The organism is Nostoc sp., from assembly GCF_036917315.1.
GTDB lineage: Bacteria > Cyanobacteriota > Cyanobacteriia > Cyanobacteriales > Nostocaceae > Nostoc.
On record NZ_JBALDR010000011.1, the window covers coordinates 1 to 25,891 of the forward strand.

The following is a 25,891-nucleotide window of genomic DNA, read 5'->3' on the forward strand; positions in this document are numbered from 1 at the left end:
CTCGCAGCGCATAACGTCGAGTCATTATTTCTCTATTTGCTTAATCATCCCAAGCACCACTGACTCCAGTTTACCTAATTGATGACACGCCCTAGTACTGGCAAAGTATTTTCAGACACTCGCAAGTCTGCAAAGTGATGTTAATTGGCACTTATGGGTGAGTGGTGCAGTTGCAACTTTCACTGGTTTCCTATTTGGTGTCACCTACCGCTATATCATCCGCTCCGATCGAAATCCCCAACTCAAAGCTGGTGGCGTGTTAGCCTTTGGCTTAGTACGCGGATTAACTCAGATAGAACTTGGGTGGAATTCTCACAGCACAATTTGGTCTTTTTTAGTGTTGGCGGCAGAAAGTTTGTTATGGTTTGCGCTGGCTGCGATCGCTCTTGATATCGCTATCCAATTCCGTTGGGTTAAACCTTTTTCATCAATCTAAATTCCCTTTGCCTAAGTTGCGAAGTTGTGGTCTTACAGCTAGCTGTAGTTCAAATAAATCAAAAAGGCTGTAAGGATTACGTTTTTGTAGTATGATAAATACAATAAGCTTACAGAACTAATTGTGCAATTAGTTAAACTTATGTATAAATAATTAATAAACTTAATTATTATTACTCTATTACATAATATGAATACTAAAATATCTGACTATTATCTGATAGTCGATTTGGAAGCTACGTGCTGTAACAATAAAACTATTCCCCGTCACCAAATGGAAATAATTGAAATCGGTGCAGTGATTCTCAATCGGGCAACGTGGGAAATTGATTCCGAGTTTCAGCAATTCATCCAACCTGTGAGACATCCGCAACTAACAGGTTTTTGCACTGAATTGACTAGTATTCGGCAGCAAGATGTTGACGAAGCACCAAAATTTTTCGAGGCAATTTCTCGCTTTAAAGAATGGATTAATTTATTTCCCGACTATATTTTTTGTTCTTGGGGTAATTACGACAAAAAGCAATTTATTCAAGATTGCGCGTTTCATAATTTTCCTTATCCTTTTACTTCAGAACACATAAATATCAAAGAGGAATTTTCAGAATATCTTGGCGTATCTAAAAAATTTGGCATGGCACAAGCTCTCGATGAGTTGGGGATAGAATTAAAAGGCACACACCATCGTGGCATTGATGATGCCCGCAATATCGCAGCGATATACAGACAGATTAAAAGCAAAAAATCAGGTGAATAAATAATATAAAAGTTGTAGTAGCGTAGCCTAGTTAAAATAGTGGCTAAAATCTAGCTATTATGCTGTAGACAAGATGTTTGTACAGGTAAATGAAACTTCGATAACATAATAAAATTAGAATTTGTATGAATAATTGTTATTCTTATTCCAAGAGATTTATTGTGTGCAAGGTTTGAATTATCGGTTTAAAAAATAAAATTTCAGCTATATCTATTTTTGTTTTAATTAACTGACAGCTAAGGTAATATATATAATATTTGGCTTAATATAACTGCAAACTAACAGTCTAGGAGCGGGTTATAAGCCAATAATATTGATTTTGAGGCTACAATTTATGATCGGATTTTGGCGAAAAAAAATAGTTTTTTTCTTCACAACAATTGTGTTGGCAATTCTGCTAATTTCTCACGAACCAGTACCAATAGCTGAGGCACAAACTTCTACACCAACAATAGCTAGACCGTTTGCCACTGTAGCTTATCCTAATAGGTCATTAAGTGCTTCTCCCGCACAACTAGCACCATTGCCTTATGCTTATGGGGCACTAGGAAAAGCTATTGATGCTGAAACGATGAAATTGCATCATGATGCACATCATGCTAGCTACGTCAATAACTTAAATGATGCATTGAAGCAGTATCCAGATTTGCAAAAAAGAAGTGTTGAAGGTTTACTAGTGAATTTGAACAGCGTACCTGAAGTTATTCGGACAAAGGTACGTAATAACGCTGGTGGTCATCTCAACCATACGATTTTTTGGCAACTGATGAGTCCTCAAGGTGGTGGACAACCATCAGGCGCGATCGCTCAAGAAATTAACAAAACTTTTGGCAGTTTTGATACCTTTAAAAAACAATTTAACGCAGCGGGTACAGGTCGTTTCGGTAGTGGTTGGGTTTGGCTAGTACGCAATCCTCAAAATCAACTCCAGATTGTCACTACAGCAAATCAGGATAACCCGATTATGGAGGGTTCATATCCGATTATGGGTAACGATCTATGGGAACACGCTTATTATCTGAAATATCGCAACCGTCGGGCTGAGTATTTGGATAATTGGTGGAATGTGGTGAATTGGCCGCAGATTAACAGGCGATACCTTTCCTTCTCTACGGGACGCTCCCCGAACTGAACGCTACATAAAGGGCTGGTAAAGTATCCTATTATCATCAGGTTTTACAGTTTAAGAAAAGCTTATTACTAAACAAATTGTTGCAAGCGTTACACGGGTAGGGTAGCACAGCTAGCTGTGTTACCCTAAATGGTTAATTAATTATTTTTTTCTAAGCCTGATGTTCGTAGACATCGCTGAAAACTAACGCTCTAACTCTTTGCTAAAGCCCTTTATGTAACATAATTACGAATGACGGATTTTTAACGTTCGGTGTTTGTTACGGACTATCCATAGTAGAACAATTAGCAATACAAGCGCTTTGATCGTTGATGGCTCCACTACCTTCTTCACTTCCGTGGGGGTTTGAGGAGTAACATTACACGGAACCTCAATGATCTGTGTGTGATTGGAACCATTACCACTAGGAGTCAGATCGCATTCACCTTTATTGGTGAGAGACAAAGGTGCATTTTCTGGAGGAACAGGTACAGGTGGTTGAGGAGATAAAGAAGGTGGTTGAGGAGATAAAGAAACAGGTGGTTGAGATGAAGAAACAGGTGTTTGAGCTGAAGAACTATCGCCACTCAGTAGTAGAAGCAGAATTAAACCAAGACCCCCAACGCCGATTATTGGCCAAAGTGGAAAGGAATTAGAACTGTCTGGTACCAAGACATCTCCCGTAGAGCCAGGGAAAGCATCAAAAGCTATTGTTTCTCCATCCAAAGCTAGTGGATTGTCACTCAGCAAAGTATCTCCTGCGATATCTTCTCCTAAGAGCTGATTAAATTCTGCTGGAATCGCATTGTTGGGGCGTCCGAGTTCCCCACCGTCTTCGGAATATGGAAAGGAGAGTACTTCAAAAATCTTCTGTTGGAGTTGGTTCTGATTTCCAGAACTCAACGCATCCAAGCCTGTAGAGATTTTATCTAAATAAAAATTTGTCATCTCTGGCGACAGACCTAGAGACTGAATCTGCTCTTGAATGTTAGAAATTTTTGAGGCCTCTTCAAACAGCAGTCGTCCGTATGACAATTTCAGGTCTAGTAATCCATTACGAAGGCTAACAGAGTCATTGACTCCTGAGTATGGTGCCCAGTAGAACTGCTTGGTTACAAGTCCGAGTCCTTCTACTGGATTGCGACCAAAAGGTTGTCCTAGAAGGTATTGAGATCCATCCATGATTGTGGGGGATGCATTTCTCCAAAATGAGGCGTAAGGCACCCCAGAGAGATTAGGATTATTACCGTAGAAGCTAGCGAAATTCTGGAAGTTTTTCTCCCCACCGGCTGCTCGGATCAGAAGGTTTTGATAACTAGTTCCATTGTTTAACTCCACTAATCGTTGGATTACCGATCCAGTCTTATTGCAGGTCAGACCAAATCCCACATCACATCCAGGAATGACTCGCATCTGGCTCAAATTCTGGTTCTTAATTTGGTACTGGAGATACTCAGACTCCAGTCCTTGTTGGATGCCATAGCGTCCAACATTTAGCTGTGCAAAAGCAGACTGACATGTAGTGAGTACTACTGCAACAGATGAAAATGCGATCGCTGCAAAGCGAACCACCTTCGGCATCGCAATTCTTTGAACAATTGATTTAGACAAGATGCACCTCCACTAAACGACAGCAATTTAATTGGGGATTGGGCACAAGAGGCAGAGGGGAAAGACTTACTGCTACTTCTCCCCTGCTCCCCTGCTCCCCTATTTCCCTACTTCCCCAATTCAACTCTTAGGTAAATAGATGTTGATCGTGATTCCCGTACCTTTAAGGTTTCCCGATGAGAGTGTGTGATACAAGACCATCGCCCGGTTTGGTTGGTCAAAAAGATACCCACGACGTGTAGGTTTGATCTTCCCTTCCTTGACTAAGGAAACGAAGGCTTGTAGATATCTACGTATACCTTGACGGTTCTCTTTAGTAGTATTCGTATGATGCTCAATCAGCATCATAAAGAAGTCCAGGCTACGATTTTCCTGACCTTGAATTAGACTGCCTTCATCTAGGAAAGAACTTGCTATGAGCCTGCTATTAACTTGTTTGACCTTAAATAAAGTAAAGTAACGTCCTTCTTTTTTAGGATCGTTCGCATAACAGACCCAGGAACCCTCTTTATTTTGTGTAAAACCCTGTTCAGCAAGGTAAGAAAGCAAAGAATTACTTGTCTTAGTTTGTGGTGGAGGTAATAAATCTTCAATGGGATCTAAAGAGCAAATCCTCTGTGTTGTTTTCCGTGGAGAAACAGCAGGTGTCTGCTGAGTATTGACGCGAAAGGGCTGTGTTGTTTTTCGTGGATAAACAGCAGGAGTCTGTTGGGTATTGACGCGAAAGGGCTTGTCATCAGACATTGCCATGCTAGACATTGCAGCCAACGCAGATACTTGGAGAACGATCGCTCCAAACAAACGAACTATGATATTCATGTTTTCCTGTTACTCTTACTGACTTTGTGAATAATCGAATTTTTACTAGATCGAGATTATCTAGCAGTCCTAAATTATTTATTAAATTTAAGTGTTTGCCTGATTTGATCGAGTAGCTTAAGTTTTCACTAATCAAATAGGACTTTTATATATAGGTAACAAGCACAAAGAGAATCAATATTTAAATAAAACACACAATGCTAATGTCTTCTTGACAAGACAAATTAGGCTTTTTGATATTTTTACATATACAAAAAGCTATTGACATTGTGTCAAAACTTTTCTATTTACTCTTGTCTAATTTTTTGCCATCTTAAGAGGATTTTATGCCTTTATTGCTGGCTATGATGATTCCTAAAAAAGAGCTTTAGCTAGCTCTTCAGTACCTTATATAAGCAGAGTTTAAAAAGCTCTGTGCTTTGCACGTTAGGGCTTTTGTTGATTTCCTGGGTAGGTTGAATAATTTTTTGTTTTTTGGAGGTAACGCACCTAACTAGCTCTTTCAGCATGGTTACAAATTGATGTATAAATAATATCTCCCTGACAGTAAGATAATATTACCATGAGCTAGAGACATGCAACAGTATTGTGGACAGTTGTCAAAGTTGTACACTGGGAATCGTAACTACCTCTTCATTAAATTCCATAGCAAATAGGTGAGAGGCAAGCTTAATCTATTTACACATTACTAGTATTTAAGAACTTAATACTATTGTTAGTAAACCACTGCTTTTGCGTATTAAATATAACTTTGCTTTAGATAAACACGTATAAGTAAGAGATTGCGATCGCTAACCCAAGTTTTTAATTATGCTTCCAGACGATACCTATGATGGGCTACGCCTATGCTCCAAGCAAAGTTAAGTTAGATTACAAGTATAAAATTTGCGATTTAGCACGCTGTTGCTGTTGTTACCACAGACCTTATGGGTCTGTAAGGCAGAGATTTACGACTTCTCTAATACCAATTCAAAAAATGTTTGCAACAGATAGGGCATCCAAAATAAAATCATAGCCTCAACATTATTCAGGTTGATAATGTTGAGGCTATCAGTATGACAAGCGACAAATGATGTCAATAATTGTTGATAAACAGAACTTACGCATTGACAGGTAAGACGAAAAGTGCGTAAGTTCTAAATTAGTTAATTCAATTTAATTTATTACAAAGCACTGCGGCTAGTTAACGCATTCCACAAGAAGACTGCAACAATGGCACCCAGAACTGCTACTGCAATACCGGGAATACTCAAAGAGGGAGCCGCTAGAGCAAAGCTTCCTGTACTGAAGAATACACCCAAACTACCACCAATAAAAGCACCAACGATTCCTAATAAAATTGTTGCTAAAATTCCGCCGCCTTGATGACCGGGGTAGATAGCCTTTGCGATCGCACCAGCAATTAGACCTAAAACAATCCAAGCAAGAATATTCATTGTTTTTATTTGATAAACGTTTTTTAGTGACAAATACACAATAGCAATCCAAATATTGACATTCAATCTACCAACAGAAGCAATTACTAATAGCCTTGAGGATGAACGCTATTACTTCTCATGATGAACTCCCTTTATTAAGATGGATAATAAAAAAAAGCTCCTGGTAGGTCTAAAACCAGGAGCTAATAAATTCATTGCTTGATAATTGCAGTATATGCATTTTTAATGATCGTTCTCATCTACTTGAAGCATTGAACTCAGGTTTAAAAGCAGATACTCTTGTAGGTTTGCACTTAAGTTTACTCAACTTGTAGAATTCTGGTGCTGTAAGAGGTTTGCGCTTAGGGGTTGGCGTAGCATTTGTAGTAAGCTAATCAGCATTAAAGTTGCATAATCAGGGCAGGCAAGATGCCCACCCCACAAGACATTGAGGAAATTTTAATATGCAAATTAAATGTGTTTTAGCTTAAAGGGCAATTGCCTGTACTTGCATTAGTGTTAAACAATAAAACCAACTGCTTTGCCAATTTATCGTTCTTGCATTTCTTGCTGACGCATAGGCATAGCGTCAATTTGCTCAAAAATTGCTGTCGCTTGCACTGGTGTAGTTTCTTGGCGCTTAATACCACCATCTTTGCCAATCAAAATGACGCGAAAATTTTCTTTATCAACCCCAAAGCGATTTCGCAAATTGGCAGCAGAAGACTCATCTATTAACTGTCCGTTGGCATAGCTTTTATCTGTTGCTAAGACTTTAACCATAACTAAATCCCGATCTTTAAAATCGTTTTGGCGCTGGTTAAATACCTGCATCTGTTGCTGATAGTTATGGTTATCAACAGATGGTGCAAAGATTAGCAGCACCCGGTTTTGCCATTTTTGAGAATTGAGGTTAAATGAAGACATTTTGATAGTATGGGTTGAACCTTGGACAGTACCAGCAATGCTGACGGGCGATAGGACTATAGATGCGGTAAGGGTCAGGGCAATTAATACTGAGTTATTCACTTTGGAGGTTGTTAGGCTCATAATAACAATGACATGAACGAGGTTTGATGAAATGTCAGAAGCTTGGACAGACTCTTCTCAACTACAACAGTGGCATCAAGGTATTGAAATGGCTAACCGCAATAACATTTTCTGTCATTGTCGTAGTTGCAGCTATGAATGGGTGGACTCTGTGATGGATGCAGTCTGTAGTAAATGCGGCAGCAAAGATATTGAACATATCTCGTGCTGGCAGTTTCCAGATGATTGAATGAGTATCGAGATATGTAGCCGATAAAATAGCGATGTCTACGACGGGCTGCGCCTACGCTATTTTTGACATTTCCTCAGAGAATTCTGGATGATTACTTTGTTAAGCTGCGGTAATGTCTGCTTGTGCATATAAAGCGGAATTTGAAAAAATACTCCAGCACCCAGAGGGATCAACGGTTAACAGTACTCATGTCAGGATAGCGATCGCCAGCTGCCACATTTTTTGGTGCAACTGTTTCCAGTCGATTCAAATCTTGTTCAGTCAGGATAATTTCGGTAGCTGCAACATTCTCCTCCAAGTAAGTACGGCGTTTTGTACCAGGAATTGGGACAATATCTTCTCCTTGGGCGAATAGCCATGCTAAAGCAAGCTGACTAGAAGTTACTCCTTTTTCGCTGGCGATCGCTTTGACTTGCTCTACTAATTGCAGGTTTTTATAAAAATTCTCACCTTGAAAGCGAGGAGAATTTCTTCGATAGTCATCCGCTGCGAGATCGTCAGGGCTAGCGATCGCACCTGATAAAAACCCTCTTCCTAATGGACTATAAGGAACAAACCCAATTCCTAATTCCCGCACGGTAGGTAAAATTTCATCCTCTGGCTCTCGACTCCAAAGAGAGTATTCTGTTTGCAGTGCAGTAATGGGGTGAACTGCTACAGCTCGGCGAATCGTCGCCGGTGCAGCTTCCGAAAGCCCCAAATAACGCACTTTTCCCAGCTTGACTAACTCTGCCATTGCCCCGACAGTATCTTCAATGGGGACAGTTGGATCTACGCGATGTTGATAATAGAGGTCTATCACTTCCACTCCCAGACGTTTTAACGAGGCATCGCAAGCTTGATGGACATATTCTGGTCTACCATCAACCCCTTTAAAGCCACCATCTTCAGTACGGACATTACCAAATTTAGTTGCTAAAACTACTCGATCTCGGCGATCTTTAATTGCTTTGCCTACTAGTTGCTCGTTGGTAAACGGCCCATACATATCAGCAGTATCAAGAAAATTAACTCCGAGTTCTAATGCCCGATGAATTGTCGCGATCGCCTCAATTTCATCACGACCGCTATAGAACTCAGACATTCCCATGCAACCAAGCCCGATAGTTGAAACTTCTAACCCTTGTTTGCCTAGCTTTCTGGTTCTCATAAAAGAATTTCCTACTCAGTAATTGGTCTTAGAATATTACCCTTTTCAGCATTATCCCTTTCCCTTCCACCAAGTCATCTATTATTAGAAGTATTTACTGATATAAGTACGTTGATTTGTGGGCGCTTCACATTCATTTTACCAGCCGTGTTAAAACAGCTTTCTAGCCTACACACTTTTACTATGGGTTTTCTAGTGAATTACTAGCCAGTTGTAGCGAAGCGATGACCAAACGCTGTAAATTGGCTGCTGAGTTCTTTTACAGCCTTGGGTCAACAACTGGCGATTTGTGGTTGTTCTGTTCTGTTGATATCTCATTTAAACTGCAAAATACACAGTTGTAATGCCAAATTGCCAGAACCTTTGAATATGGTATCGTCACTTCAACTTGTTCACTTTTAGCAAAAGTTCGTTAAGCACGCACAATAATGGTCGGTTCTTACATACATCAGTCTGATTGTTATTCGTCAGAATGTAGTGGTGCAATATATTGCACTGTTACAAAAGCTAAATTCAGAGGTAAACTATGTTTCCTTTTTGGGGTAATCCATGTTATGGAAGCGAACCCATTTCGCACAAAGCTAGCTTAGAGCGGAAATTAAAATTCTTAATTTGGCTGCGAGATGATTTAGAGTCCAAACTGGCTGGTATTAATGCTTCTATTGATACCATTCGTCAGCAAATACAACGTTCAGACTCATCTATTTAGAACTTAGCTGATATAGCAATTCATCTCATCACCTGCTTATGGGGTAGGTGATGAGATGAATTGCAAGTGAATTGACGACTATTAACCGGTCAACTTAATGACACCTTGGCTAACTAGAGATTCAAGCTGAGAATGATGCTGTGTTTGCTCTCGTAGCAACTTGAGTTGCTCGTAACTGAGAATGTGTAATCCTGGCCGGACAACATAACCTTCAATGGTAATGCTTTGTGGCTGCTGGCTGTCGGTGCGATTGTAGCTAATTGAAGGCATATTTACAAAGGGTAATTCAACTGATTAGTAGAGAGTTTGATTCTTCACTCTCTTACAGCTTCACACAAGTTTCTCTTAAAGGGTGACTAAGGGTTGAGTTTGTTCCTCAATATTGAAAGAACCTATGGCAGTTTTCGCCGAAGATATATAAAAAACTTTAGTTAATTAATCAGTCCGTTATAACTAATAATTGATTGCTGACTCGATTAGAAGGGGTTTCCTTTCTCTTTTCTTTGTCGTTTCAATGCTTCTTCGTACCATTCTAATTCATCCAAAAATTGACCGACTCTTTTGGTCAAAGCAGCTTCCTGTGAAGTACCTGCTTCATCCAGAAAGTTTCCAATTTTAGAAATAGCAAAAATGCTTGAAATAGTAGGCATTCCCATCTCTGACAGAAAAGCACGTAACTGGATGCCTGCCCGCACTCCTCCAAAGCTACCAGCTGAGTAACAAACAATACCAGCAGGGCGGAAAAAATATTCTTCCAGATAGTGATCCATCAGATTACTCAACCCTGGTTGAATGGAATGGTTGTACTCTCCTGCAACAACTACAAACCCGTCTGCGGTTCGGATATGTTCTGCCAGTTCTTCCATCTTTGCAGGAGCCTGACCTTTGCTATATTCTTTATACATCCGGTCTAAGATGTCAAAGTTATACTCCTTTGCATCCGCAAAAATCACCTCATGGTTTCTTTGCTTAAGCTGGTCAATCATGAATCTAGCAGCTTTGATGCCCTGGCGATCGCTCCTGTAGGAACCATAGAAGACTATTGTTTTGAATTTCACGATCGATGATTTTTAACAACTAAATAGTTTTAAGTCTAGGGATACCACTAGCAACCAATCATACACCACAGATTCGCACCTGCCCCAATCTTTTCCAGCCTTGGGCAGCAACAGCTTTCACAACCTTTTGCAATTTTTGCAGAATGTCTTGTGTGGTGGTGTCAATGACTGGTGTATATACATCTATATATTATCGGTGACTGACACCAAATCAGCGAACAGTAAAAAGTTTACACTCAACACAAAGTCTCAAGCTCTCGACCCAACCCAAAGAGTCCAGCTTCAAATCAAACTTTATCAATAACTTTTGGGCGATGGCTACAACGATCTACGCCTATGCTTTAGCTATTTTATTGTCAAGTCAATCTCTGTGATTGATAGGTGTGAGCTTTGTGAGCGCATAATCTACACCGTTTGCCAATCACGCACCACTTCAAGGTTAACCTACCCGGATTTTTCACGCATAGTGTGGGAGGTGTGGGGAGTGTGGGGAGTATGGGGGGTAAGACTTTTTCTCCATCCTCCCACACCTCCCACACCCTTTGGATTTATCTCTTGTGAGAAATCCAGGCCTACACCTACCACTGACCCAAACTCCCTTGCAGTAAGGCTCACCCTCAAAAATTGGGATATTTTACAAAAATATTTTTCAAGGGTGATTTAAGTACAGCATTTGGGAACAATTTATGGAACTCAGGTTTTTGTAGGTACTTAGATGATTTCTAAGTACCTACAAAAAGAAGATAAACCTGTTCAAAATACAGCCTGAGTTTCCCCAAAAGAGAATAAATCACCAAACTTGCAATATCTATAAAAATGCTTAATTCTGAAATTCAAAAAGACCTTCGCCATAACTTTACTGTCAGTGTTATTGAAAGTGGATTTTTTGGTTTTGGGAGTGGTTTTGCTTCATTTTTCACGATTCTTCCGCTATTTGTTAGCACTCTTACCGATTCTGCATTGCTCATCGGCCTGATCCCAGCTATTCCACGCTTAGGCTGGCAATTACCTCAGCTATTAACAGCTAATAAAGTAGCTCGTCTACAGTGTTACAAACCAACTGTAATGTTGTTGACAATTCATCAGAAGCTTCCTTTTTTGGGATTAGCACTGGTGGCTTTATTACAACTAGAACTCAATCACCAAACTATCTTGCTGTTGACATTTGCCATACTCATTTGGCAAGGGCTAGGTGGTGGGGTTAGCGCCACTGCTTGGCAAAGCATGATTGCTAAAATTGTTCCCTCCAGAAAGCTTGGTATTTTTTACGGTACCTTAGCAGCATCTGCTAATTTTATGAGTATTTGTGGTGCTGCGATCGCTGGTTTACTACTTAAGGAAATTGCTCAACCATTTAACTTTGCTCTGTGTTTTTTGTGTGCCAGTTTGGCAATGGCTCTATCTTGGTTTTTTATGTCTAGGACGCGAGAGCCAGTAAACACCACATCATCAGCCTTTGAAACTAGACGTGAATTTTGGGACAGTCTGGGTGTAATTCTCCGGTGCGATGAGAATTTTCGTTGCTTTGTGATCGTACGTATGATCTCACAGTTAGCACTGATGCCACTTCCCTTCTATACACTATATGCCGTACATCAATATGGAATGGGAGAAGCTTCTGTTGGGTTAATTACGACTCTATTGATGGTTACACAAACTATTGCTGGATTGGTTATGGGTTGGTTAGGCGATCGCACAGGTTGCAAGTTGATTTTACAAATTGGTTGTGTGGCTTGTGCATTCAGTTCGATTTTAGCTTGTTTAGCACCCAATGCAAACTGGTTTTACTTGGTATTTATAGGAGAAGGAATAGGTATGATGGCTCTGCAAAATATTGCTGCGGTAATGACCTTAGAGTTTGGCAACCAACACCAACGACCAGCCTATATTGGTCTTGGTAATACCCTTATTGCTCCTGCCACCATCCTTGCTCCCTTACTAGGTGGATGGATAGTGGAGAATATTGACTATAAAACTACCTTCTTAGTAGCAGCTATTGGTGCATTAGCTACAGCACTGCTTTTGCACGTAGGAGTAAGCGATCCACGCTATCTTGAAGAAAATTTTAGTAACGATTCAGTTAATGTTTTGCCTGATTAGTAAGCATTTGATATTAATTTTTAATCCCTAATCCGAATGCGCTAGCGTGGTGTAGGCTCTATACACCTGTCACTAACACACTCCTACTGAAGAGTTGTTAATTAATAAAAAGTAGGAGGCAGAGGGAATATTTTTTATTAATAGTTATTTTTGCCAATCTACACCGTTTATCAACTAACCCAGCATTTTTATGACTCTAATACTGTATAAATCATTCTTGGGAGTGAAAGTTGGATGATTCTAATTATGGTATGAAGCTAAAAGCAGTTAACAAAGCATTGCAAGGTTTAGGCTCATGATATTCATGCCTCATAATTTTCTACTTGTATGGCTGTTTCAACTGCTGTCTGTTGGGGTACTTGGCGGGGGAATCTACATTCTCTATGAATGGTACGAACGAGAACTTGTAGGAACGCCCTACTTGGTGGCTGGACTAGTAATGTTTCTGTGGTCTTTTGGCGGTCATTTTATCAGTTTGCCACTGCTGCGCCGTCCTGGAGGTGAGGAACCCAAGTTTATGCGTAGCAAAACCGTACAGCGCTTGCCACGTCCAGATGGGAGCGTGTTGCAAGTAGAGTTTTTTGGCCCTGAAGATGGTCAACCAATTATCTTGTCACACGGTTGGGGGCCAAACAGTACTATATGGTATTATGCCAAACGACAACTAAGCGATCGCTTCCGAGTAATTGTTTGGGATTTACCAGGGTTAGGTAAATCCACTAAACCGAAAAACAACGATCACTCTATAGAAAAATATGCCCGTGACTTGGAAGCTGTTGTTGCGATTGCAGGGGATAAACCCGTTATCTTGGTAGGACACAGCATGGGCGGCATGATTAACCTGACATTCTGTCGCCTGTTTCCAGAGCAATTGGGGAGTCGGGTAGCTGGCTTAATTCTTGTAGATACTACTTATACTAATCCGGTAAAAACTTGTATTTTTAGCAATCTGGTACGGAAATTACAGAAGCCTCTACTCGAACCTGTGTTGTACCTGACTATCGTGCTGTGGCCGATTTTTTGGTTGATGACTTGGCTCTCATATTTAAATGGTTCGCTGTACATCACCGTCGAACTATCTGGATTTACAGGTACTGAAACACGCGGTCAACTAAGTTTTGCAGGTCTATTATCAGCATTGGGTTCGCCTGGTGTTCTGGCTCGTGGCACACTGGGAATGTTGAAGTTCGACGAAACAGACACACTTGCAACTATTAACGTTCCTGTATTGGTAATGTGTGGGGCTTCAGATATAGCGACAAAACCTGTGGCGAGCGATCGCATGAAAGCAGAATTACCTTATTCTGAAAGAGTCACCCTAAAACCAGGCGGACACATGGCATTGATGGAACAAAACCAACAGTTTGCTGAAGCAGTCAGCACATTTTGCGCTGGCTACTCATAGCTGTCTGAATCCCACATTTAGCATCCATCAAAAAATATTGCTCCAGGGTTGACGCTTCGGTGTTTCGCGCAGTCTGTAGCAACTTCCGCCTTAACGTTTCGGTGTTTCGCGCAGTCTGTAGCAACTTCCGTCTTCCCTGCAAGAACTTCCGCCTTGACGTTTCGGTGTTTCGCGCAGTCTGTAGCAACCTCCGTCTTCCCTGCAAGAACTTCCACTTTGCACTTTATTTAATCCGCATTCTTCAGTACTTTTTGATTAGATCCAAAGTAGAGTTCGCTCAATTCTTCCAAAGAAACATCGGTCTGCGATTCTGGATTACGGAAGTAGGGATGGATAGGAAGGAGTTCAGCGCGAGGGCGAGTTTCCGGTGAAGACAAAATTTGCTCAAGCAAAGACAGGTAGTTTTCACCAGTAGATTCCCAAGTGTACTTCTTCAACACTCGTTGCTGACCAGCTTGGGCAAAATACTCCCACTCCTGAGCATCGCATAGCAACCGCTCCAAGCCCCGTGCAATATCAGCAGGATCTTCTGGATCGACAAGTACGCCATATTCCCGATCTCCCTGTTGCAAGCTCTCACTAGGGCCGCCGTTCTTGGTTGCTACCACTGGTAAACCTGCTACTGCTGCTTCTAAGGGAGCAAGCCCAAAGGGTTCGTAAAGTGCGGTCAGCGCAAATACTGAGCGACGTTTAACCATAAACCTATAGGTTGCTGCTAATGACTCTTGAGACTGATGTAACAAGCTAAATGCACTAATTTTGCCCCACAAGTCGTTTTCTTTGACCGCTTCCCGAATCGGGGCTAATACTTCTTCAGTGATTTCGTCGCTAGTTTCTTCTCGTAAAGGATTGTCCAGCGCCCCTGTAATTATCACCAAGTTAGCTCGTTCTTGAAGTGTTGGACTGATTGCGAAAGCTTGCACTAGACCCAATATGTTTTTTTTCAGTTCTAATCGACTGGATGCTAAGATGACGGGCAAATCTCGACGGTCTTCTGCAATATCCCGTGCCAATCGCTCCTGAATGAACTCGTAAGTAACCTCCTCGTTTTCGTAACGCGCTTCTGCACCAAAAATCGAGAAATCTGCTCCCGGTGGAATCACTGCAAAGCGGTTGTCGTTGTCTACATCCACTGCACCACTATAAACTCGATGAGAATACTGTTCAAAACGTTCTTGCCGTGTGCTAGTGATATTAACTGCCGAGCGATTCATGCTCAGGCGTTCGGCTAAAATGCGATATCTAAAATTAAATTGCTCGTCTATTGCTGTGAGATTTTCTGGGGTGACTTCCAATTTGTCGATCTTTTGAGCGCCGAGAGAATGAGCAGTAAAGGTAAAAGGTATGCCTGTCTCTTCTTCAATTAGAACGCCACACAGTCCTCCATCAGCGTAATGAGCAGTCATAGCATCGGGTAAGCTACCTTCCTGTTGATAAAATTTTAAGATGTTGGGTATCCAATCAGCGACAAGATGAGGCCATAACAACTCTTTAGAGAGAAATTCTTTTGGCCCAGCTGGTAAGCGGATAATGCGGACATTATCGATCCCGGGATAAGTGTCAATCGCTTCGGCAAACTCTGGCCACTCCGGGTCAATAATTTGACGGGTGATAATATCAACTTTATGACCCATTTGAGCTATGGCTATAGCCACTTGCCTAACGTAAATTAGCTGACCCCCAAAATCTGGGTGTTTCGTAATGTGGCTATTGCCTGAATCAAAATTGCCTTGAGGGTTGAGAAATCCAATATGCATAGCCCACTTCCTAATACAGGTTAATTTCTACCAGAGATTTTTGCTTGAAGACGGCAGCATAAGAGCTTAGTGAGCTTGTTAAAAACTCCCAAGGCTGAAAAATGCAGGCAGTGAGACTGTAGATAAATGTAGATAAATATCATCAAAAAGTAAGTCAAAGGGCTTTTATTGATTCCCTTTAGCTTAAACTCAACCAATACAGTCATTTTCCTAATGCTTAAGTTAATCACTACTGTGGTTCGCGCACATATACCGAATGACATAAATGGTAATGTGATGTTTTTCTTCATTGCCTAGCATTATTGCTCTACCCCTCATCTGGTTGGATAACTATGAAGGATAGCAATGAATTACCTCAGTGAAATCAGCCAGCTTGAAATTTGAAGTGTCAAGATGAATCTGACTCGCTAGTATGGCATTAGAAATTTATAGCATTTGAGTATGGACAAGCAAGATACTCCACTTACGGGAGAGGCGCTGATTAAAGAAGTCTGTCGGCGGATTAGAGTAGCCCGCAGCTATTGGGATGCTCACAACAATGCTGCTTGTCGGGGCGAACGCGATCGCGCTTTAGCCCTTTACAACACTCTGACTAAGGAGCAAAAAGACCAGATTCCGCAAGTGTTGCGGGTGTGGTTGCGTTACCGCAGTGAGAAATATTTTGGCGCACACCGAACGCCGCCAAAGTCAGCACGGAAATCAAAATATATCTAATTTATATTACCCACCTGAAGACCAGCGTATAGGCAACAGTGCGCCCACACTAAAAACCACAGCTAACCCACCCATACCAAACATTCCCCAAGGTACTAAGCCTTCCAGCGGATTCACCACACGCGCAGTACTTATCGGTTCTTTAGGATTGTAACGTATCACCACTATCTGACCGTTGCTGGAGCGGTAAGACTCATAATTGCCTGTAAAGCGAGTGCGTTTACCGTTGGCTAGAAACTCAATAACTGGCGCATAGGTTTCTTTTTGCTCATTGTTGTTCGTACTGCTGCGATCGCGACGACTAATGCTGTCTACCACCGTACCACGTGTTTCGTTTAGCGTTGTACCTTCGTGGGCGATTATGTTACGTACCCAAAAACCACCCCCAATAAACAGCAATCCAATGGCCAGTCCAATACTTGCGCTTAGTTTGTCGTCAAAAGTATTTTGGTGAGGTTGAAAATTCATGGGTTTGAGGATGGCACAACAATAAATTTCATCACAGCATCTCGATTACAGCTTACATTTGAAACATTTCTATTTGGCACCACTAACCTTATAACTGCGTCAAATATCTTGCAGCTAAATTACTACATCAGAAAACTGATGCAGTAATTTAACGTTTATATGGTATTAAATATAACCAATTAACCTCATTTAGTAAGCAGAAGTAATGACAACTCAGTTTTGGGAAAAAAGTAGAGAAATTAATGCAACTCTAACTAACTTACTATTTAAGCCTGTACATAGACGAGTACTAGTAGGTCTAAGCAAGCTTCAAGAGACATCGCGGTGGCTTTTGAAAAAGCGTCTGCTGCCATTATTATGTTTGATATCATTCTTTCTAATATTGCTACTAAACAGTTTTGCCCCTGCCGTTGCCCAACTACCTCCTCAACCTCGTCAGGAAATTCGGGGAGTGTGGCTAAGTGGTAACGATTTTAGCGTTTTTAGAAATCGTTCACAGGTGCAAGCAGCCATGAGCCAACTACGGCAGTTAAACTTTAATACTGTTTATCCCGTAGTTTGGAATGATGGTTATACACAATACCCCAGCGCTATCATGCAGGAAAAGGGAATACCCTTTTTCTTCAAGGGCGCAGATGGACAAGATGTAATTGCAGACATCATCACTCAAGCCCGCAGCCAAGGGTTACTAGCAATACCCTGGTTTGAATTTGGTTTTATGGTTCCTCTAACTTCGGAACTCGCATCGCAGCATCCAGATTGGCTAACACAAAAAGGAGATGGGACTCAAACTTCAATTAGTGCTGCGGGTGAAGTAGCGTGGTTGAATCCCTTTCACCCGGAAGTGCAAAATTTTATCAGGGAACTTGTCGTCGAAGTTATCGCTAAATACAATGCTGATGGCGTTCAATTTGACGACCACATGAGTTTACCTGTGGATTTTGGTTATGATAAGTACACGATAAGTCTATATACTCAAGAAACTGGTAATCCTCCTCCACCCAATCCCCAAGCCCAAGCATGGATAAAATGGCGGGCAGATAAAATTACTGCCTTCATGGTAGACCTTTACCAAACTGTGAAAGCCAGAAAACCGAATGCCATTTTTTCAGTTGCTCCTAATTACTATAATTTCGCCTATAAAATGCAACTGCAAGACTGGCTCAACTGGGTACGGTTGGGTATTGTCGATGAGTTGGTCATGCAGGTGTACCGTAATGATTTGGAAAGTTTTATCGCTCAAATTACTCGCCCAGAAATTTTAGAAACCCAACAAATCATCCCAACTGGTATCGGGATTATGGCTGGGTTACGAAATCGTCCAGTTGCCATCCCACAAATCCAATCCCAGGTAGAAGCAGCGCAACAACGCGGTTTAGGTATCGGTTTTTTCTACTACGAAAGCCTTTGGGATATTGCCCCTGAACCAGCAGCGCAACGCCAGTCGGCATTTGCGGCTCTTTTTCCAAATTCAGCGTTGCGCGATATCTCGCAAAATACACCCCGCAAGGCAACTTTTAACACCATAAGCTTACCTTTATATTCAAAACCTTCCCTTGGGCAACGCGTTCGCGGCTATTTTTTGGAAGTTGCGATCGCAAATGGTCAACCAAAACGTATTTTATTAGATACAGGGTCAGCAGGGCTAAGAGTTCCCAAAGAGTTTTTAGGTAATTCTCCGATCCAAAGAACAGGTCAAAATATCAAGGAGGTATTAAGCGATGGTACTATCCTGGAAGGAGAATTAGTTTACACTAATGTCCGGTTTAGTTTGATTCCCACCGCCGAACCTGTTCCCGTACAGGTTGTTACTAGTCGCCAATGTACTGCCCAAAAGCCGAAATGTTCAGCAAATAGTGGTGTGCCATTTTCGGGAATTATCGGTGTTAACTATTTTGAAAAATCACTTCCCTATAACCCGTTAAGAAAATTATCAGGAAATCTGAGTAACGGATTTATTGTCACTGGAAATGGTGGTAGTAATAATGGCAGCCTAATTCTCGGTTTAACTGCCGAGAATCAAGCAGGTTTCAAAATGGCTTCTTGGAGTCAACAACCCGAAATTAATGGTGTACCCGGTAAAAGATGGGATTCTCGACTGAACAAAGTTTGTTTAACTATTGCTGGGAGTTCTGCAAAAAATTTGTGTAATAGCAGAGCGATCGCTGATACTGGAACTATTAATGGTTTGACTGAATTCAAGTCAGCTTCTACAGCAGGGAAACTCAAACCCGGAGTATTAGGGTCAGCAAATGCTGTGAAAGTAGGAATGAATGGCATTTTTGATTACAGTTTGACACCAGGAACCCGTGACGGATTTAATCGCTGGAATTTGAGTATCTCGCCACAATCAGAACTGACTGTATTTGTAAATCCTGGAATCGCCTTGTTTGATAAATACGATGTACTCTTTGACCAAGTTAATGGTAAGCAGGGTTTTCGCAGTCGGCGGTGAGAAGAAAGTAAAAACTTGCTTACCAGATAGCGTTCAATTAACCCAGAATTTACACAAACATTGCCAAAAGCCTGATGTAGAGACGCGATTTATCGCGTCTTGAAAGAGCAATTATTTACACCAATAACCCTTAACTTAAGGGTATTGGCTTTTAGCCCAATAAAGTCAATCATTAGGTAGAACGTTGAAAGACTACTGAAAGATTATTAGCTGGCATTTGGTAAATCTGTTGCAATATCAGATTTTGTGCCCTAGCTACTGCTATGACATCATCCAAGTTACGCACACCCCACTCTGGATTTTCAGTGCGTAAATATTCGTCAAAAGCTGCATTACTCGCAGATGTATGTTCTCCACCTTGTTTAAAGGGGCCATATAAATAGAGGATACCTCCTGCTTTTAGGATACGACTTGCCCCTGCCATTAACCCCAGACAGGCTGACCAAGGTGAAATGTGAATCATATTAATGTTGACGATGGCGACAATTGGCTTCGTATTCAGCCCATCAAATTCACCATTTTCCACAGCCCAAACTGGTTCTTTTGCATCTAGTTCAAGCGGTGCATAAACGTTATCACATACATTGTGTTCAGTCCATGAAATAATGCTGGCTCTTGATTGTGGATTTACATCGGTTGGGAGCCACAGATAATCTCTGAGCCTGGATGCAAAAAAGACTGCGTGTTCGCCAGTACCACTTGCTATTTCTAAAATAGTGCCGCTCTTTGGCAACACTTGTAAAAGTACTTCTAGAATTGATTCGCGGTTACGCTCGGTTGCTGGTGCGTATTTTCGTGCGTCTTGTGGTGTCATCTGGATCGTTATATTTATAATTAATCTCAAATATCAAACTAAGAACTCGACAAATTTTTATAAAACATTTGCACAAGTTTGCACAAGTTTGAGCAAGTCACTTTTTGCAGGCTCACCGCCATACAACCATTTTATTAAATCATCAGGCGATAACCAAAAACTTTCAATAAAATCATTATATTTCCGAACGTTTATTCTGCCCAATTACGCAATCATTTTCATCTACAATGCCGAGTATTTCATTCTCTTGTATCATAATTAAATCTCTTTGGAATTTGAATTGGCTGATTAAAATATACGCCAATGTTAACAACTGTACGCAATCTGAAATGTTGGAGTGAATTCAATACTTCTCGCTTTGTGCATTTGTGATTCGGAATCGGGTTTTGGGAAAAGGGAAAAGGGAAAGGGTTAAAGGTTTTTCTTTACCTTTTCCCTTCCCCTTTTCTCTTGAACTGATAAGTATTAAGAGTGCATTGCTTTGGAGTGGAATGCCCAACAAAGTCAAATCATGTCCGCTTGATTACTTACTAAACCCCAAGAACCCCACACCGCCAAAGCTGCGCTTTGTCTCCCCTCCCCGCTTGCGGGGAGGGGTTGGGGGTGGGGTGCAATGACTGTGGGAATCATACTAATTATACGGACATGATATGAAATCAAACGGTCGCTAGGAGACGGAGACCAAGATAAATAACTTTTGACTACAATCTTTAGTCCGCTTTTAGCCAGAGGTTTTCATGAATTTGGCTCTCTAGCTCAAGAAAAATTTTCCAGAGATTGGATCTTGTTTGAGGGATTGAATAAAATCTCTCAAAGTCATCATGCTGCCTGTTAACGTGAACTTAGGAGTACCATTTTGAGCAACGATTCTCACCTCACTGTCTTGGATCTGAATCTTATTTTTAATAATATCCCATAGAGCATCGAAGCTCTCATCATCCTTACAACCATTCGCTTCCAGGAATTTTTGGCGTACTTCTGTTTTTAGTGCCAGTGCTTCTGCTGCTTGAGTACGCGCCTCAAAGTGCTTAACTACATCTTCATAGACACTTTCTCTCAGAGTTTTGTTTTCAGCCAGAACTTGTTCTAACTGAGTTTTAATGGCTTTCAGTTGGGATGCTAAAGCAGCTGATTTTTGATATTCAACTTTTAAGGCTTGCTTTGCATTGGCTAACAAGGCTTTATAATCTAGCTGATCTTGATTTTTTTCGGATTGCATTTTTATCTCTCGATCAACACATTTTCGGCGATCAACTCCCGTCAGTTATATAACAAAACTGGCGAGAGCTTGGTAAATATTGTCTGTGTTATCTGAGTGTCAGCTATTTCACCAATAATGGTGATTCAGAGTGAGGATTCTCCTGAATACTACTCAAACTAGAACTAATGTGGGAGCGGATAGCTCGTTCATAAACACTAGTCTGCTGAGTGCGTACCCCTACAGCCTGATATATTAAGTTAACTTCTGGGAACTCAGACCAATACATTAAAAAGATGTCTTTAGCTGGAGTAATAATTTCATAATTATTCTCTTGTCTTTTCTTTCTAAGTTTACAATTATTTAGTTGTAATTTTTGTCTGAATAGTTTTTCAAATTCTGGAATTAAATCTGAAGTAGTTTTCATGGTTAATACACGTTAAAACGTGCTAATTATGCAAAGACTATCTGGTGATATTACTAAGTATGACACTTCAGATACCTCTTACAATCTAGTGTATCAGTTATCGCGTATTTGAGAAGGGTATTCAGAGGCTGGTTAACTAGTTGGTGTAAACTTTCATAGAGAAGCAGGCTGTGCGATCGCTGTAACTTTTCAATCAAGATTTTTATAGTACAAATACACTATTTACTAAAATATACTTACCAAAAGTTTGCCCGCTTGCAATGTTATGTCAGTATAGCTAGTACAGCCGAAAGTTTGCCTACCTTTAACCAGTTGCTCAAAACAACTTGTCTGCCTATTGTCTGCTGAATTGAGATGGTAGCTGGATTTACACCAAGTTGTACTAGTTAGTAGAAACACCCTGTATAATTACACCACTCAATCATTTTTGGGATCAAACTTTGCCAGGTATTGACTACTCAATACTGTTTGGTTCAGGTAAGAGACGCGATGAATCGCCGTCTCTACAATCTACCTACAGGCTACAGCCTGGGACTTCCAGACCCTCTGCAAAACTGATTAATTCTAAGTGCTCTGGATTTTCTACAAGCCTTTTAGCAGCTAGCAATCCGGCAATGCTCCAAGTTTGATAAATTCGGGCTTCTTTGCCAATTAAACGACCATTATTGCCATCGTAGTATTCAGGAAATTTATCTTTAAATAAACGCCTTTCGGCAATAGCGATCGCTGCTTGAGCAAGTTCTGTTCGACCGGCTTTTAGTGCCGCAGCGGTAAATAACCACAGTAAAACTGGCCAGTTACCGCCGTTGTGATAAGACCAAGCCCTGTTTTTAGAGTCACATCCTGTCACAATCCTCCACTCTAAACCTTCCAAAGCGGGAAAGCAAATTTTAACAGGCATATAGCCGATTAAGTCTTGCCAACGTTGAGCGAATAAATTCATAATGCTTTGAGATTCTTTTTCGCTGGCTAAGGAAGTTAAAATTGCCATCAGATTTCCCAGAGCAAAAAAGCGAAAATCTATCCGTCCCGGCCCCAAATTTCCCGCTAAATATCCTCCCGTTTCTGGCAACCACTCGGTCAACCAATTGGGGATTGATTCTGAGTTGATGTTGAATTTATTAACAATTTCTTTACCAAATTCGTTATCTTTGTAACGATATATCTCCCCCAATCGCTTCAGGTCTAGCCAATAATAGTTGCGGATATGATATTTCAAAGATCCCAATCGCCTATTGACTTTGCCGAGGTAAGTATCGTTATCCCCATCTGGTAACAGCAATTCACCAGCAGCCCTCAAAGACGCGTAGAATAACACCTGAATTTCTAAAGGATGTTCGTAAACTCCCATGCGACGGTCAATCATAAACGCGCCATCGGGAACTAACATTGTTGGATACATGGAAAACCGATGTACTAAGCAAAGATCCAAAATTAGTTTGATTCCGGCTTGAAAATCTGGCTGACGCGCTAATGACAAATCACCTGTAGTTTTTTCATAAGCTCGTAGCAAGAGAATCCACCACATACAAGAATCAATCGGGGGAACACGAGCGATCGCCAGTTCACCAAAATCAGCGACCAAAAATTCCTCATTCCCCTTAGAATGTACTTTGAAACTGGCAGGCATTAATCCTGCTCCTGGTTCAAAGCAGTCTATCTGCTTTTCATGACTTTGTAATTTCAGTGTTTCCACTAAGAAGTTACGCACAATCTCTGCTTTCCCATACATGAGAAACACCAAGGCAGAAGGGACAAAATCGCGGAGGAAGCACTGGTCATAATTGAGTGCATCTGACTCCGCATCTTTGGCGGCTACAGTCCCAATGGGTTTTCCTTGGTAATAAATTACGGAATCTTCCAATAATTCCCAGGCTTCTGCTTCCATCTGACTGTTCTTATCGATCGCGCTAGTCATGGGCGTTTAATTCCACTAATGGTATGTATCGGCTTAATTGTGGAAAGTACGCCAGCCTTATCTCAACAAAGAGGCAGGGGGCAGGGGGCAGGGGGAAATGACCTCATCAGTAACTGCTGTGGAGCAGAGCAGAACATGGGTCTGAGTCTCCCGCAACAACCAAGCGTGGTTATCGTAAGAGCGGGAAGCTAATGCAACAGGCAAAGTGGTCAGCTAGCTCTGCCGTAAAGCCTGCGGCATAACTACGCTTAAGGCGCAGCCTCTCCAAGAGTTAGGTCAACTGTCGAATCCCCCTTGCTCCCTGCTCCCTGCTCCCTTGCCTCTTTTTCAAGCTGACCAAGATTCCCGGAAGTCAGCATATAGAGTCAATCCACCATCTACAAATAGCGTTTGTCCGGTGATGTAGGCGGCTTCATCCGAAGCTAAAAAAGCTACTGCGGCTGCCATTTCCTCACAGGTGCCAGCACGCCCCATTGTGTGACTTTCCACAATCGCCTTTTTTTCGGGGTCATCTATCCAGGCTTGATTTATTGGCGTGACTGTTGCTCCGGGGGCAATGGCGTTGACACGATATACCTTGGCTTGCATATTCCAAAGCTAAAGTTTTGGTGAGGTTTTCCATCCCGCCTTTGCTAATAGAATAACTGATATACATCGATCGCCCAATAATTTCGTGAACGCTGGAAATATTAACGATCGCTCCTGGACGATTAACAGACAGGAGGTGTTTAATAGTTTCACGGTCGCAGAGATAAGCACCCCGGAGATTGATGGCGATGTTGCACCCTTCTTAAGCGAGTCTGATAGCGATCGCTTGACCGATACCTGAAGTTGCACCTGTAATTAAAGCATTCTTTCCTTTTAAGCCTATCATATTTCCTCCCGAAGCTGCCCTGATTTGAATTTGCACCAGTCAAACAATTTTGGATTTTAGATTACTCTTTTCTATATTTAAGGCTGGTACTGTCAACCCCCATTGGAGGGAATTTAAAGTTAATAAATAAGTATTTGATAATTTTGAATTTCTGAAAACAATTCTCAAAAATCAGGCTACAGATTCAAGAGATGGAAACTTATACCAATTCAATTAATGATTGCAACACATCCTGGGGTAAAGACGCGATGAATCGCGTCTCTACAAATGGTCTATTTGTCGCATTCTTTTTTCAAATTGGTATTAATATCATGTCCGCGTAATTAGTTATGCTAACCACAGTTATTACACCCCTCCCCACAAGCGGGGCTACGGTGTACACACATCTTTCTAGAAAACCAAAATCGTCGTAGATCCCCCTAAATCCCCCTTAAAAAGGGGGACTTTGAGAGCTTTTTGCCCCCCTTTTTAAGGGGGGTTGGGGGGATCAAAAGGCTGTGGTGCAACTCTAGAAGACTTGTGTGTAACCGTAGCACAAGCGGGAAGGGGAGACAAAGCTACGCTTTGGGGAGGTGGGGTTCTTCGGGTTTAATAAGCAATTAAGCGGACATGATATAACTTGAATCTGACGCCTTTTAATTACGAATTGCTATTAATCCCTATCGCAAATTCGCTGGCACTTGTTCCGGGACTACCCAATAGTAAACAGTTTTGCCCTCTACATTGAGAGTCTGTTGTGGTTTCCAATCGCCCATATCGAAGGCGTGGGAAACAATACGAGTCCCAGGTTTGAGTTCACTCAAGAGCTTGGGGCGGAGTTTGGCGTTGATCTCTGGCAGTAAATAAAGTGTAACTACTGTTGCTTCACTAAAATCAGTGTTGAACAAATCTTGTTGGACAAACTTAACGCGATCGGTTACTCCTGCCTTTTGGGCATTAGCATTCGCTTCTTTGATGCGATCGGGGTCAATATCTATACCGATGCCGCGCGTACCAAACTTTTGTGCCGCAGTATTAACAATTCTGCCATCACCACTACCAAGGTCGTACAACACATCATTTTTACCCACTTTTGCCACTTGTAACATTGCATCTACCACTGGCTGTGGTGTAGGTACATAGGGAACATCTCCAGGACGTTCTTGGACTTGAGTTGTGGGAGTTGTCGCTGATGGTGTTTCGGTTTCGGTCTGACCTGTTAAAGTAGAAGGTTGTTGTGTTCCGGCTTCAAAATCTTGTTGTTGCGGCGTACACCCAGCAATTCCTAAACTGGTAATACTAACGCCTGTAACCAGTAAAAACAGAATTTTTTTGAACTCCATGAATTTTCTCCTTTGTCAATAGTTATTGGGTATTGGGTATGGGGGCATTGGGCACAAGAGGCAGAGGGGAAAGACTTACTGGTATTTCT

Annotated in this window: 22 protein-coding genes and 2 pseudogenes; 9 read left to right on the forward strand and 15 right to left on the reverse strand. The window is 41.4% G+C overall.

Translation table 11 applies throughout. The features are described 5' to 3' along the window. Positions 1–85 precede the first annotated feature (85 nt). The 3 genes and pseudogenes from V7K84_RS04680 to V7K84_RS04690 all read left to right on the forward strand — a co-directional run. Positions 86–436: pseudogene (locus V7K84_RS04680) on the forward strand (hypothetical protein); the annotation flags it as partial. Between the two features lie 189 nt (positions 437–625). Beyond that, positions 626–1,192, forward strand: a complete 567-nt coding sequence (locus V7K84_RS04685) for a 3'-5' exonuclease (protein WP_334836702.1) — start codon at positions 626–628, stop codon at positions 1,190–1,192. 334 nt (positions 1,193–1,526) lie between these two features. Then, the gene (locus tag V7K84_RS04690) at positions 1,527–2,324 is read left to right on the forward strand and encodes a superoxide dismutase (protein ID WP_334836703.1); all 798 of its coding nucleotides are present in this window, start codon (positions 1,527–1,529) and stop codon (positions 2,322–2,324) included. A 225-nt stretch (positions 2,325–2,549) separates the two neighbouring features. Here the strand turns inward: V7K84_RS04690 and V7K84_RS04695 are convergent, their stop codons facing one another. The 4 genes from V7K84_RS04695 to V7K84_RS04710 all read right to left on the reverse strand — a co-directional run bounded on the left by V7K84_RS04695 (position 2,550) and on the right by V7K84_RS04710 (position 7,201). After that, positions 2,550–3,914, reverse strand: a complete 1,365-nt coding sequence (locus tag V7K84_RS04695) for a hypothetical protein (protein WP_334836704.1) — start codon at positions 3,912–3,914, stop codon at positions 2,550–2,552. Positions 3,915–4,034: 120 nt separating this feature from the next. Next, positions 4,035–4,733 carry a hypothetical protein gene (locus tag V7K84_RS04700; RefSeq protein ID WP_334836705.1) on the reverse strand — a complete coding sequence of 233 codons (699 nt, stop codon included), beginning with the start codon at positions 4,731–4,733 and terminating at the stop codon, positions 4,035–4,037. 1,163 nt (positions 4,734–5,896) lie between these two features. After that, a complete protein-coding gene (locus tag V7K84_RS04705) occupies positions 5,897–6,169 on the reverse strand; it encodes a GlsB/YeaQ/YmgE family stress response membrane protein (protein WP_104909288.1) in 273 nt (90 codons plus the stop codon). Between the two features lie 531 nt (positions 6,170–6,700). After that, on the reverse strand, positions 6,701–7,201 hold the full coding sequence (locus V7K84_RS04710) for a DUF4174 domain-containing protein (protein WP_334836706.1): 501 nt from the start codon (positions 7,199–7,201) through the stop codon (positions 6,701–6,703). 31 nt (positions 7,202–7,232) lie between these two features. Here V7K84_RS04710 and V7K84_RS04715 point away from each other — a divergent pair, with 31 nt between their 5' ends. Next, on the forward strand, positions 7,233–7,430 hold the full coding sequence (locus tag V7K84_RS04715) for a hypothetical protein (RefSeq protein WP_334836707.1): 198 nt from the start codon (positions 7,233–7,235) through the stop codon (positions 7,428–7,430). A gap of 172 nt (positions 7,431–7,602) precedes the next feature. Here the strand turns inward: V7K84_RS04715 and V7K84_RS04720 are convergent, their stop codons facing one another. Next, complete coding sequence (locus V7K84_RS04720; RefSeq protein ID WP_334836708.1) at positions 7,603–8,583, reverse strand: aldo/keto reductase; 981 nt, start codon at positions 8,581–8,583, stop codon at positions 7,603–7,605. A gap of 526 nt (positions 8,584–9,109) precedes the next feature. On the opposite strand from V7K84_RS04720, the gene V7K84_RS04725 reads away from it, so the two are divergent. Beyond that, positions 9,110–9,292, forward strand: coding sequence for a hypothetical protein (locus V7K84_RS04725; protein ID WP_334836709.1), 183 nt, complete (start codon positions 9,110–9,112; stop codon positions 9,290–9,292). An 81-nt stretch (positions 9,293–9,373) separates the two neighbouring features. Here the strand turns inward: V7K84_RS04725 and V7K84_RS04730 are convergent, their stop codons facing one another. After that, positions 9,374–9,562 carry a hypothetical protein gene (locus V7K84_RS04730; protein ID WP_334703386.1) on the reverse strand — a complete coding sequence of 63 codons (189 nt, stop codon included), beginning with the start codon at positions 9,560–9,562 and terminating at the stop codon, positions 9,374–9,376. A 206-nt stretch (positions 9,563–9,768) separates the two neighbouring features. Beyond that, positions 9,769–10,350: an NADPH-dependent FMN reductase gene (locus tag V7K84_RS04735; protein ID WP_334836710.1), complete on the reverse strand. Its 582-nt coding sequence runs from the start codon at positions 10,348–10,350 to the stop codon at positions 9,769–9,771. An 816-nt stretch (positions 10,351–11,166) separates the two neighbouring features. On the opposite strand from V7K84_RS04735, the gene V7K84_RS04740 reads away from it, so the two are divergent. Beyond that, positions 11,167–12,450 (forward strand): MFS transporter, encoded by a 1,284-nt coding sequence (locus V7K84_RS04740; protein WP_334836711.1) that lies wholly within the window; start codon positions 11,167–11,169, stop codon positions 12,448–12,450. A gap of 304 nt (positions 12,451–12,754) precedes the next feature. Further along, a complete protein-coding gene (locus V7K84_RS04745; protein ID WP_334836712.1) occupies positions 12,755–13,855 on the forward strand; it encodes an alpha/beta fold hydrolase in 1,101 nt (366 codons plus the stop codon). A gap of 227 nt (positions 13,856–14,082) precedes the next feature. Here V7K84_RS04745 and V7K84_RS04750 read toward each other — a convergent pair whose 3' ends face one another. After that, complete coding sequence (locus V7K84_RS04750; protein ID WP_334836713.1) at positions 14,083–15,612, reverse strand: glycosyltransferase; 1,530 nt, start codon at positions 15,610–15,612, stop codon at positions 14,083–14,085. A 441-nt stretch (positions 15,613–16,053) separates the two neighbouring features. Here V7K84_RS04750 and V7K84_RS04755 point away from each other — a divergent pair, with 441 nt between their 5' ends. Then, the gene (locus V7K84_RS04755) at positions 16,054–16,326 is read left to right on the forward strand and encodes a Precorrin-3B methylase (protein WP_334836714.1); all 273 of its coding nucleotides are present in this window, start codon (positions 16,054–16,056) and stop codon (positions 16,324–16,326) included. Positions 16,327–16,332: 6 nt separating this feature from the next. Here the strand turns inward: V7K84_RS04755 and V7K84_RS04760 are convergent, their stop codons facing one another. Next, positions 16,333–16,794: a DUF3592 domain-containing protein gene (locus V7K84_RS04760; RefSeq protein WP_334836715.1), complete on the reverse strand. Its 462-nt coding sequence runs from the start codon at positions 16,792–16,794 to the stop codon at positions 16,333–16,335. A 205-nt stretch (positions 16,795–16,999) separates the two neighbouring features. Between V7K84_RS04760 and V7K84_RS04765 the strand changes: the two genes are divergently transcribed. After that, positions 17,000–19,249, forward strand: a complete 2,250-nt coding sequence (locus tag V7K84_RS04765; RefSeq protein WP_334836716.1) for a family 10 glycosylhydrolase — start codon at positions 17,000–17,002, stop codon at positions 19,247–19,249. Positions 19,250–19,421: 172 nt separating this feature from the next. On the opposite strand, the gene V7K84_RS04770 is transcribed toward V7K84_RS04765, so the two are convergent. The 6 genes and pseudogenes from V7K84_RS04770 to V7K84_RS04795 all read right to left on the reverse strand — a co-directional run bounded on the left by V7K84_RS04770 (position 19,422) and on the right by V7K84_RS04795 (position 25,802). Further along, the gene (locus V7K84_RS04770; RefSeq protein WP_334836717.1) at positions 19,422–20,063 is read right to left on the reverse strand and encodes a DUF938 domain-containing protein; all 642 of its coding nucleotides are present in this window, start codon (positions 20,061–20,063) and stop codon (positions 19,422–19,424) included. Between the two features lie 751 nt (positions 20,064–20,814). Then, on the reverse strand, positions 20,815–21,282 hold the full coding sequence (locus V7K84_RS04775) for a hypothetical protein (protein WP_334836718.1): 468 nt from the start codon (positions 21,280–21,282) through the stop codon (positions 20,815–20,817). A gap of 103 nt (positions 21,283–21,385) precedes the next feature. After that, positions 21,386–21,688 carry a hypothetical protein gene (locus tag V7K84_RS04780; RefSeq protein ID WP_292810531.1) on the reverse strand — a complete coding sequence of 101 codons (303 nt, stop codon included), beginning with the start codon at positions 21,686–21,688 and terminating at the stop codon, positions 21,386–21,388. A gap of 514 nt (positions 21,689–22,202) precedes the next feature. Further along, positions 22,203–23,606: a glycoside hydrolase 100 family protein gene (locus tag V7K84_RS04785; protein ID WP_334836719.1), complete on the reverse strand. Its 1,404-nt coding sequence runs from the start codon at positions 23,604–23,606 to the stop codon at positions 22,203–22,205. Between the two features lie 327 nt (positions 23,607–23,933). Further along, a pseudogene (locus V7K84_RS04790) lies at positions 23,934–24,480 on the reverse strand (SDR family oxidoreductase). A gap of 659 nt (positions 24,481–25,139) precedes the next feature. Next, positions 25,140–25,802: a methyltransferase domain-containing protein gene (locus V7K84_RS04795; protein WP_334836720.1), complete on the reverse strand. Its 663-nt coding sequence runs from the start codon at positions 25,800–25,802 to the stop codon at positions 25,140–25,142. Positions 25,803–25,891: the final 89 nt, after the last annotated feature.